Here is an 11,448-nt window from a genome sequence, read left to right as displayed (position 1 = left end):
TTTTCAATAACAGGCAAGATGCCTGTTCCACAAAGAGGGAATTTTCTTGTGGAACGGGCATCTTGCCCGTTCATAAAGCTTATTGACAATGGTACATTTCAGTTATAACTCACATCTTGCACCCTTTTCAATAACAGGCAAGATGCCTGTTCCACAAAGAGTAGATTTTCTTCTTGTGGAACGGGCATCTTGCCCGTTCATAAAGCTTATTGACAATGGTACATTTCAGTTATAACTCACATTTTGCACCCTTTTCAATAACAGGCAAGATGCCTGTTCCACAAAGAGGGAATTTTCTTGTGGAACGGGCATCTTGCCCGTTCATAAAAATCTATAAGCAGCGCGTCAAACCACTTTTCGCTTAAGTATTAATTATCAAAACAACGCCGATTTTAGAGCTTTATTTTCAATAAATCTCGAATCGACCAAGCCCACAACCAGAGTAGGTATGAAAATCGGATTTAATATCAATATAAGCTGTAGCGAATTCAAATTTTATGTTTCACGGCGAGGTGGAAAAAGCGTCAAATCCTCTCGCCTTCTCCCCTCTCTCCTTCCCCTCGTTAGCCATAACAGGCAATGTATATGGGTAGCAACTAAAAGCGGGGCTTAGTTGCTGCCGGTAAAAGTCACTAGGGGGAACTTTGACTGAGCTTCAGTCATCGGGCGCCGTCTGCCTTCCTCTTGCCAGTAGTTGATTACTTCTGTGGCTTGGTTGAGGATTTCGACGCGATCGTTATCAGCAATCCAGTGTTTGGCTTCGAGTTCGTTTTTGAGGTCTTCCCACGCATCTTTGCGTGGCCAGAAAAAGTAGGATGTCAGCGGGCTAGTTCCTTTGCCGACAACTTGGTCAACGGCGAGGGCAACATTCTCTTCTAGCCAGAGAACTTTTAAGATGAACTTGGACAAGCAAACCTCCAGGGTTCCGATCGAACTTGTTAAAAATTTCTACAATCGCTAAGCGTAGCACACTCTGTTCGATAATTGGTCATCGGCCATAAAAAGTTTTGTGGCGCGACTGCTTTTAGCGCCACTCAGGGGCTGGAAACCGATAAAATTTGGGTTCTCACCCGCCCTAGGTACAAGGATGGTTAAATTGTGAACAGAGTTATTGTAGTTTTTGACATTGATGGTGTGGTGCGGGATGTGTCGGGTTCCTATCGGCGGGCGATCGCGGATGCGGTGGAACATTTCACGGCGGGTGCTTTTCGCCCGAATTCTCTCGATATCGACTCTCTGAAGTCTGAGGGAGTGTGGAATAATGACTGGCAGGCGTCTTTCGAGTTAGTTTGCCGTTATTTTGAGGGAATTGGGCGATCGAGAAACCAACTCGCTCTCAACTATGACGAATTAGTGGCTTTTTTCCAAAGTCGCTATCGCGGGCCCGATGAGAAAAATTGGACTGGTTACATTTGCGACGAACCGCTGCTGTTAAGTCCGGCTTACCTGGAAAGTTTAACGGTTGGGGGCATTGTTTGGGGCTTTTTTAGCGGGGCGATGCGGGATGAAGCTGCTTATGTTTTGTCAGGGAAACTGAGTTTAAATTCCCCGGTGTTGGTGGCGATGGAAGATGCACCGGGAAAACCCGATCCGGCTGGACTTTTCGCGGCAATTGAACAGTTGGAAACTCTGCATGGTTTAGCAAAAAATTTGCCCGTGATTTACGCGGGAGATACTGTTGCGGATATTTACACGGTTGTGAAGGCGCGGGAAGTGCAACCAAATCGGGTTTGGCTGGGGGCTGGAATTTTGCCACCTCATGTTTTGGATGATGCTGTGCGCTGCGAGGCTTATGCTGCTGGGCTGGAAAATGCGGGTGCAGCAGCGGTTTTCAGGAATGTCGAGGAGTTGACGGCTGCGCGGATTTGGGAATTAGTTCAGTAGGCCAGTCAGTCTGTAGGCTACGCATTCCGCACCTTATTTTTTTGATAAACAATGTCTGTAGGGTGCAGCGAACCGGATATTATTGACAAACAAAGGTAATTTTGTTAAATAATTTTGCACCTTATCCTATTGACAAGTAAATGTAGTTTTGTTACATTTGTTTGTCAATTTTTGCATCTTTGAGTTGACAATATCTGCGGCGGCGGCTTAGTACAGAGTAGAGGTTAAGCTCTAGGAGAGTGCCACTATGTTAGTTTCGCGATCGACTGATAAACAACCTACGCTGGAAGAAACTCGGCAACTAGAAAAGCTCCAAGCCCAAATCGAGCGAGCTGTTGCTAACGGCAAGATATCTAAGCAAGAAATGGAAGACATCAGAAGAGCGATTTGTGCTGACGGAAAAGTTACTGTTGAAGAACTGGAACTGTACAGAATATTGGTGACAGATAGGATTGTTGCTGGAGAAGTAGAATACGATTTTTGAGAAGAGAATTCAACGGAGGGAACGGATTTTAGGGATGAATATTGAGGAAATAAGAAACCAGGAAGAAGAGTTTTAATGGTTCTTCAATAGTTTATTTACTGCTCTAAGCTGTGGAGCATTTAAACCAGTAACGAGGCTAGTAGGGTGCGTCAGCTAGAACCCTTACGCTGAAACGGAAAACCTTAGATGCTGACGCACCTTACGCAAGCCCTTTAAATGCCGAACAGCTTAGCAATCCTAAATGATTATACTCGTTACCAGGAAGAGCCTGGTAACGCAGACCCGGAGGAAGAGCCTCCCTAGTCTGGGCCGAGGCAGAGCCTCGCTTACATCGGTTCCCAGGCAGAGCTTGGGAACCAGTTAAATGGTTCTTCAAGAGTTTATTTACTGCTAGCTTAGGATGAAATTTGGCAATTTTTTGGAGCATCCCTTTTAGGAATTATACGCCACAATTATGGGATGCTCACAATTTTTCATTGGCGTTTTGAGATTATTTCAAGTGCAAGAATTTGTCTAATGCACTGACTGCAAGTGGTGGCCAGCGGCGGGTATTGGCAACCCAATCGAGGTCTTTGTAGCGGGAGTCGAGGCCGATGGCTGCTACCCAATTGCTCTCAGCTTCGCCGCGATTTCCAGCTTCCCAAAGACAGGCGCTGAGGGCGGCTCTCATGTCGGCAAATTGGGGGTATCTGCGGACGATGTTTTTCATGTTGCGAATTGCTTCTTTGGTTTGCCCGTTTTGATAAAGTGCCAGGGCGTGGTTGGCGCGGGCAAAGGCGTATTCGGGGGCTAGTTCAAAGGCTTTGCTGTAGTCGGCAATTGCTTGTTCCCATTGTCCTAAACCTGCTTCGGCGTTGCCTCGGTTGTTATAGGCGGCTGGATCTTGGGAGTCTAATTCTAGTACATGATTGTAGTCGGCGATCGCCTCTTCCCAGCGTCCTAAACCCTCTAAGGCGGTGCCGCGGTTTAGGTAGGGATCGGGGGCGTCGGGTGCTAGTTCGATCGCTCTTTCGTAGTCGGTAATAGCGGCTTGTAGTTTGTTTTGGCTGACTCTAGAATTGCCTCGGTTGCTCCAAGCTGCCGCTTGTGAGGGAAATTTTTCAATGATTTGAGTCCAAAAAGTTTCAGCGGCGGGAAATTTGCCTTCATTTGTAGCTTCAAAAGCTTTTTGAACGAGTTCTCCCAATTCCTGTTGGGGATCGGCGATATCTGTTGGTTGTACTTGTGCGGCAACGGGGGCGATATTTCCCAACCATACTAATCCGGTTACAATTAATACTGTAAAAAATGTGAAAACTGAGCGAATCATCGTTGTTGGTCGTTTAAACTTTACTAAACATATTATTAACCGAATTGGCGGGCGTTGGTTAGAAGATGTTTGAAAAGTCTGGGCGACTTAAGTCGCAGCTACAGGGACAAAACCTGCCTCCGCAGGTTCTGGATTTTGTTTCGTCGGGATAGGCGGACTTTGGTTGGGTAGTTGCGGGTTTAACTGATATCATGTCCGATCGATTGACCATAATATCCCGGCCGGCGCGGGTTTTTGAGATTGTCAATTATTGGCAGATATTGGCAGGTTTACCCGCCCCTTGCAAGCTCCAAGTAGCGCCTGAGCAGTCCATCAAAATTGATGCAACCCTTCAGGCGTTCGCGAGCTGACGGGGTGACAACCTCGTCAAAATCCCTACCTGTTGCGGATTTCGGCAAGTTGCGGTAAAAAAGATGAGGTAATTTTTGTCAACAAGCCCCATCTGTTAAATATGTTTCCTCAATTTTACCACATCCACCTGCAACACCAACTAAAAACGGACGTATACGTGACGCTTAAAATCTTGGTATATCTTTGGCAATGCCACAAACAAGTTAGTATTGAGTTGCTGGCTTCTTTGATGCCTTATCCCATTTTATTTGAGAGTCGTCCTTGCAGCATACAAAGATTTATTAAATTATCTTTCCTCGATATTAAAAACCTCTGGTTCCCTATTGTTCGATAATTTATAAAAACAAAATTTTCTCGCTCCCAGAGCCTTAAACTTACTGCTGTGATTTGGGTAGGAGTGATATTGCAGTTACTTCTGAGGGAGATACATTTAGCGGTAAATAAATTACCAAAGTTAGGAATCATTATGCCAAGTTGAGAGCAAATATCCAGCGAAAAGCCAGGAAAGGCTCGCGTTGCACTCGGCGTAGATGTCGAGAATTGTTGAAACGGTTGTCGGGCAAGGAAAAGCGCTTTCAGACTTTGGTAAATCACACTATCAGTCACCGTATCGTAACCAAGGCTAAGAACAAAAATCAAGTTGTCGCTTTGGAAGATTTGACGGGAATTAGGGAGCGCACAAATCAGCAGCCACGCTCGAAACAAGTGCGGAGACGATTCAATAACTGGGCATTCTTTCAGTTGCGCCAATTCCTAATCTACAAAGCTATAAAGCATAGCGTAAAGATTTTGTTTGGGGAGCCTAGCTAGATATACTAGCAAAATGTGCCACAAGTGCAATCATATTCACCCTGGACGGGGCGAATCTTATAGAATTGGTAAAAAGTTCGCTTGTGACCATTGTGGCTGGAAAGGTGATGCCGACTTAAACGGCAGTAAGAATATTGCTGCTATTGGGGCTTTCGTAAATAAGCCCTTATGTTCGAGATTGTTTTGCAATGTGCAAGATTATTTCAGGGCGATTGAAAGCCCACACTGTGCCTGTACTCAGGGAGCGTGCTGGGTAATTTACCAGGCCCTGCTACAATCCACTTAGTCTCCCTTTAATTTTTGCCATAGACTTCCATGAGTGAAACCGTCCTAGAAGTTCGCAACCTGCGGGTTCAATTTCAATCTGCGGACGCAGGCGATGCGTCTGCAACCGTCAAAGCGGTTGACGGCATTTCGTTTGAGGTCAAGCGAGGGCAAACTCTGGGCATCGTGGGAGAGTCGGGCTCGGGAAAATCGGTAACATCCCTGGCTGTTATGGGTTTGCTGTCGAGTTCGTCAACGAAAATCGAGGGCGAAATTTGGTTTTCTCCGACAAAAGACGGCGCTAGCAATGGGCCCCTTAATCTACTGGAAATGCCGGACAGGGAAAAACAAACATACCGGGGCAGTCAGATTGCGACGATTTTTCAAGAGCCGATGAGTTCGCTAAATCCGGTTTATACGATCGGATTCCAACTCACAGAAGCCATTTGTTTGCACCAACAGGTGTCGCAGACAGAAGCGCGACGCCAAGCTGCTTCTTTGCTGCAAGAAGTGAAGCTGCTACCGGGCGACGATGAGCTCAGGCAGCGGTGTTTGGCTTTGCGGCAAGAAGCGGTTCGGGAGGACGATCGCGATTTGATGCAGCTCGTCAACGGCCAAAAACAAGCTATGCTCGATCGCTATCCCCACGAACTATCAGGCGGTCAAATCCAGCGCGTGATGATTGCAATGGCCATTTCTTGCAATCCAACTTTATTAATTGCTGATGAACCTACCACGGCTTTGGACGTAACCGTGCAGGCAACAATCTTAGCTTTGCTGCGGGAGTTGCGGGACTCTAGAGGCATGGCAATGATTTTTATTACCCACGATTTGGGCGTCATTGCTGAAATTGGCGATACGGTGGCGGTGATGTACCGAGGCAAGATTGTTGAGTGCGGTGCGATCGAACAAATTTTCACCAATCCCCAACATCCTTACACAAAAGGTTTATTAGCTTGCCGCCCAACTCTCGATCGGCAAAGGCGCCGTTTGCCGACAGTTTCCGATTTTATGGATGTCACCACAAATGCTAGCGGCGAATTAGTAATTGTCGAGAAAAATGCCGATTTAGACGGCGACAACAGTGGGGGAAATCCCGCTTTTGCAACCGGAAAACCGCCTAGGCTGCCGCATATTTCCGGCCCTTTGCTAGCTGTTGATAACTTGCGAGTCGGTTTTCCGGTGCAGGGAATGTTTGGCGAAACTAAACGCTTGTTTATGGCGGTAAACGATATTTCTTTTGAGGTTTACCCCGGCGAGACTTTGGGTTTGGTGGGCGAGTCTGGCTGCGGCAAATCTACTTTGGCGAGGGCTTTGCTGCAATTAATTCCGATCGCCAGCGGTAAAGTGTTTTTTGAAGGTCAAGAAATTACGCCTCCTGCCAGAAGTAGTTCGGCATCGCAGTGGATGGCTAATTACCGGATGAAAAAAGAGTACGATCGCAAATTGCGGTGGCTGCGGCGCGATCTGCAAATTATTTTTCAAGATCCTTTTAGTTCTCTCGATCCGCGTCTAAGTGTTGGGGATGCGGTGATGGAACCGATGGTGATTCACCGCTTTGGTAAGAACCACAAAGAACAGCGCGATCGCGCGGCTTATTTGTTAGATAGAGTAGGTTTAAATCCCGATTTTATGCGGCGCTACCCTCACGAGTTTTCGGGCGGACAGCGGCAGCGAATTTGTATTGCTAGAGCTTTGGCTTTGAATCCTAAGTTTATTATTTGCGATGAGTCGGTTTCGGCATTAGATGTGTCGGTGCAGGCGCAAGTTTTAAATTTGCTGAAGGAGTTGCAAACAGAGTTTGGACTGACTTATATTTTTATTTCTCACGATTTGAGCGTGGTCAAGTTTATGAGCGATCGCGCGATCGTGATGAACAAAGGTAAAATCGAAGAAATTGGCACTGCTGAGCGCATTTACCGCCAACCGCAGCAAGCTTACACGCGACAACTCATAGCTTCTATTCCAGCGGGGAATTTGGAGCGAATTCGGCAACAGCAACTAGGTCGCCAAGCTGCTTGGCCCCCATCGCCTGCGGATGAATCAGAACAAAATTGATATCTAGTGTTTTAAACTCGTATCAATTACCAATTGCCCGTTACCAATTACTAATTAGCCATTGCGCGCGAACATCTCGTGCAAGGAAAAACTGCTAGGAAGATTTTTTTTTTCACAAATCAGAAGTTTATATTTATTTTAAATTCATAATTTATGCTCACATTCAACCTGTTTGAAGTTGACTAATATTCCGGGCTGTTTAACCCACAGCCAGGGCGCTAAACGCAGTATTTTTCTACATCAAACCAAGTTATTTCTACAGGCCAAAAGTGCGGTATAACAGGCTACGATAAGGCGGTAAGCAGATTCAGGCGCAGCCTAGATAATTAGGGTTTGCGTCTAGGACTAGGTAAATTAGGCCAAATGTCCAATGACTAACAACAATATATCGCGTAGTATTATAAGTAAACTCTCTCTCTGAGTCGCAAAAATTAGCAAATGCGTACCCCAGCTAAAAAGAGATTGGTGGCTACTTCCGTAAATATACTTAATTATCTCCTCGTTTTGGGTACATTTACCCAATTATTCAATATTAGAGCTCGCAAAGTAGGAAATATTTATAATATTTAAACATCTTTATTGTAATTTTTAAATCAGCACAACTCAAAGTAACTATAGAGTAAAAGAATGAAACATTCAGTTCAAGTAGGAGAATCCAAAAGCACTAAATTGGTGAAATTCCTGCAATTGTTGTGGACAAAAATTATGGCAGCAGTCACCACAATACAAAAAGCAGAATCTAGAAAGCATTCTGAAAAAAAAATCAGCGTAGCGACGATCGCCCCTGGGAGTTTATTCTCAATTTTGATAATTGTACTGCTGGTGTTAAACGGGTGGCTCGTAGCTGGCAGTGGCGATAATTTCTACCATCGCCAACTCGCCCTGGGATTTTTGGCAATAGCAAATATTGTCTTTTTGGCGGTATGGGCGGGATCAAAAGCTTCTGCTGTCGCAGCCCAAAACGATCGCCCATCCAGCGAACCCAACGGGGGCGATCGCTTTTTTAGCCTCTCGCTAGATATGCTGTGCGTCATTAGTTTTGACGGTTATATAACACTCATCAACCCAGCAGCAGAAAAAATCCTCGGCTATTCCCCAGGAGAAATGATTGGCAAACTCTTCATTGAATTCGTGCATCCAGACGATCGCGAAACTGCTTTAAAAGAAGCTGAAAGTGTTGCTACGGGGAATAATACCGTTGGGTTTGAAAATCGCTGGCGCTGTCGCAACGGTTCTTACAAGTGGATAGCCTGGACTGCTACGGGTTTCTGCGAGGAAGAATTGATCTATGGTGTCGGGCGCGACATTACCGCTCAAGAACAAGCAGAAGCAGCGCTGCAAGAAAGCCAGCGTTTTCTCGAACAAATTGCCAATGCTACTCCGAATATTCTCTATGTCTACGACGAGATCGAGCAGCGAAATGTGTACAACAACCGCGAAATCAATGTCGCGCTGGGCTATACCGTCGAAGAAGTTCAAAAAATGGGCAGCAGTCTGTTGCCTACCATTATCCACTCTGATGATTTAGCTAAATTTCCAGAATATTTGCAGCAATTGGAAACTGCTCCCGACGGCGAAGTTGGTGAGTACGAATACCGGGTGCGCGACAAAAATGGCTGTTGGCGCTGGCTAGTCAGCCGGGAAATTGTATTTAGCAGAACAGAGGAGGGAAAAATTAAGCAGCGTCTCGGTTCTGCTACGGACATTACAGAGCGAAAAATAGCAGAACAAGCTTTAGCAGAACAATTGAAACTTTCTTTATTCACAGCAGATGTGGGAATTGTTCTAACTCAAAACCAGGGTTTGCGTAGAACTTTGCAATATTGCGCCGATGCAGTTGTGCGCCATTTGGATGTTGCCTTTGCTCGGATTTGGACGTTGAATGAAGACGGAAATGTATTGCAACTGCAAGCAAGCGCGGGGATATATACTCATATTGACGGCGCTCACAGCCGCATTGCTGTCGGGGAGTTCAAGATTGGTTTAATCGCCCTGGAGCGACAACCTCACATCACTAATTCTGTGAAAGAAGATCCCCGAATCCAGGACAAAAAATGGGCGGCGCGTGAAGGAATGGTGGCTTTTGCTGGATATCCCCTAATTGTTGACAATCAGTTGCTGGGAGTAATCGCGATGTTTGCTCGCCAGGAGTTGAACGAATCAACGCTGATTGCTTTGGCGTCAAGTGCCGATACGATCGCCCTGGGAATTAAGCGCAAACAAACAGAAGAAGCTCTCGCCAGACAACAGCAAACTTTGAGGGCAATTATTGACAACGCTCCGATCTGGGTATGGCTGACAAATGCTAGCGGACGGATGTTATTAATTAACAAAACTTTCTGCGAAGATGTGGCTATACCTGAATCAAGATTTTTAGCAGCATCTCACTATTCCGAAGTTATGGGATTAGAAGCATCTGCTAACTGCATGGCATCTGACGCGCAAGCGTGGAGCCAAGATATTCCCTGTTATGCTGAAGAAGTGATGCAGCTTGCTGATGGTAAAGAACATTATTTGGAGACAATTAAAACTAAGGTCAAAGATGATTTTGGAAACACGATCGGCTTAATCGGCTTGGGTTTGGACGTTACAAAACAAAAAGAATCTCAAAGACAGTTGCAAAAGTCGGAAGCGAGATTCCGCAAATTAGCGGAGCAGGAAGCGCTGCTGAACCAGCTAGCTAGCAATATCCGCGAATCTCTAGATTTAGATACTATTTTAGCAACAACTGTGCAGCAGATTCGCGACTTGCTGCAAGTCGATCGCTGTGTGTTTATCTGGTATTTGCCCGACGCTTCGCCACCAGCTTGGGATGTCGTCCACGAAGCTAAAAATGATGACTTGGTCTCGCTTTTGGGTTATTTTCCTGCTGACATAACGGGTATGCTGCCGCGAAAAATCGCTAATTTGGAAGTTTATCAAATAGATGATGTTGCAACTGTCAGCGATCCCGTAGAACAAAAATTCTTTTTGGAGGTTGGTTGCAAGTCTGTCTTGGATTTGCCGATTAAAAGTGCGGGGGGTCTAACTGGTGTTGTTGGCTGCATTTCTTGCAGGGAGGTTCGCCAGTGGACAAAAGAGGAAGTGGAGTTAATGGAGGCAATTGGCGATCAACTAGCGATCGCGATCAGTCAATCTAAACTTTACACTCAAAGCCTCGATTCAGCCCGGATAGCGCAAGAACAAGCAGCCAAACTAGAAGTAACTCTGTGCGAACTTAAGCTTGCTCAAACCCAGCTCATTCAAGCAGAAAAAATGTCAAGTCTCGGTCAGATGGTAGCAGGAATCGCCCACGAAATCAATAACCCTGTCAGCTTTATTTTCGGCAATCTTACCTACACAGAAGAATACGCCAGAAACCTGATGAAACTGGTAGAAATGTATCGAGATGAATACCCGGAACCTTCTCCAGCGATTCAGGAAGAAATAGAAGTTTTAGAGCTGGATTTTGTGCTAGACGACTTGCCCAAAATGCTGTCTTCTATGCAGGTGGGAGCCACTCGCATCCGGGATATCGTGCGGAGTTTGCGGAATTTCTCTCGCCTTGATGAATCTGACATGAAAAAGGTTAACATTCACGAAGGCATCGACAGCACATTGATGATTTTAGAACACCGTCTGAAAGTTCATCCCAATAGCGTAGCGGGTACGGAGTACGATCGCCCAGCAATTCAAATCGTTAAAGAATACGGAAAATTGCCACGGGTGGAGTGCTACGCCGGACTATTGAATCAGGTGTTTATGAATATTATTGCTAACGCTATTGACGTTTTACAACAACCGCTCGAAAATCCGGGAATTATTCGCATTCGTACAGAGGTAGAAGGTACTCTCGCTGTGATTAGAATTTCTGATAACGGTGCAGGTATGACAGATCAAGTCAAGCAGCGGATATTTGACCCGTTCTATACTACAAAACGGGTCGGTTCGGGAACGGGGATGGGTTTAGCGATTTCCCATTCAATTATTGTCGAAAAACATAAAGGTGAAATCAAGTGTTTCTCGGTGGTGGGGAAAGGCACTGAATTTATAATCGAAATTCCGATTAAAAGGACAGAAAATTAAATTGGTTTGTAGGCAAAAATACTAAGGTGCGTCAGTTTGAAAAACCAGATTTTTTTGTACTAACCTTAAGACTGACTCACCCTACAAACGCCAACATATAAAACTTATTTTACCAGAAATTTGTCTGGTTAACAATATGAACGAGACAACTAAAATTGATATGATATTAAAAATCTAAAATCTAAAATCTAAAATCTAAAATCTCAAGACGCACTCTACAGGC

Annotated in this window: 8 protein-coding genes; 6 read left to right on the top strand and 2 right to left on the bottom strand. The window is 45.4% G+C overall.

The window, feature by feature from the left end:
* Positions 1–609: 609 nt before the first annotated feature.
* Positions 610–921 (bottom strand): 30S ribosomal protein PSRP-3, encoded by a 312-nt coding sequence (locus tag QT973_RS08830; protein ID WP_333056906.1) that lies wholly within the window; start codon positions 919–921, stop codon positions 610–612.
* A gap of 177 nt (positions 922–1,098) precedes the next feature.
* Between QT973_RS08830 and QT973_RS08825 the strand changes: the two genes are divergently transcribed.
* Together QT973_RS08825 and QT973_RS08820 are read left to right on the top strand one after the other, a co-directional pair.
* Positions 1,099–1,884: a TIGR01548 family HAD-type hydrolase gene (locus QT973_RS08825; protein ID WP_333211905.1), complete on the top strand. Its 786-nt coding sequence runs from the start codon at positions 1,099–1,101 to the stop codon at positions 1,882–1,884.
* 247 nt (positions 1,885–2,131) lie between these two features.
* Positions 2,132–2,368 (top strand): hypothetical protein, encoded by a 237-nt coding sequence (locus QT973_RS08820; RefSeq protein WP_333056864.1) that lies wholly within the window; start codon positions 2,132–2,134, stop codon positions 2,366–2,368.
* Between the two features lie 490 nt (positions 2,369–2,858).
* On the opposite strand, the gene QT973_RS08815 is transcribed toward QT973_RS08820, so the two are convergent.
* Positions 2,859–3,677: a tetratricopeptide repeat protein gene (locus QT973_RS08815; protein ID WP_333056863.1), complete on the bottom strand. Its 819-nt coding sequence runs from the start codon at positions 3,675–3,677 to the stop codon at positions 2,859–2,861.
* Between the two features lie 825 nt (positions 3,678–4,502).
* Between QT973_RS08815 and QT973_RS27025 the strand changes: the two genes are divergently transcribed.
* From QT973_RS27025 to QT973_RS08805, 4 genes are all read left to right on the top strand, one after another.
* Positions 4,503–4,838, top strand: a complete 336-nt coding sequence (locus QT973_RS27025) for an IS200/IS605 family accessory protein TnpB-related protein (RefSeq protein WP_445251911.1) — start codon at positions 4,503–4,505, stop codon at positions 4,836–4,838.
* Entirely contained in the window at positions 4,822–5,124 is a 303-nt protein-coding gene (locus QT973_RS27020) for a zinc ribbon domain-containing protein (protein WP_445243046.1), read from the top strand. Before QT973_RS27025 ends, QT973_RS27020 begins: the two co-directional genes overlap by 17 nt.
* Before the next feature lie 29 nt (positions 5,125–5,153).
* Positions 5,154–7,160, top strand: a complete 2,007-nt coding sequence (locus QT973_RS08810; protein ID WP_333233879.1) for an ABC transporter ATP-binding protein — start codon at positions 5,154–5,156, stop codon at positions 7,158–7,160.
* A gap of 627 nt (positions 7,161–7,787) precedes the next feature.
* The gene (locus QT973_RS08805; protein WP_333211902.1) at positions 7,788–11,225 is read left to right on the top strand and encodes a PAS domain S-box protein; all 3,438 of its coding nucleotides are present in this window, start codon (positions 7,788–7,790) and stop codon (positions 11,223–11,225) included.
* Positions 11,226–11,448 lie beyond the last annotated feature (223 nt).

The organism is Microcoleus sp. Z1_A1 (assembly GCF_036700305.1).
In the GTDB taxonomy this organism is placed as follows: Bacteria; Cyanobacteriota; Cyanobacteriia; order Cyanobacteriales; family Microcoleaceae; genus Microcoleus.
Note: the sequence above shows the minus strand (reverse complement) of the source record. Positions and strands in the feature narration are given on the sequence as shown.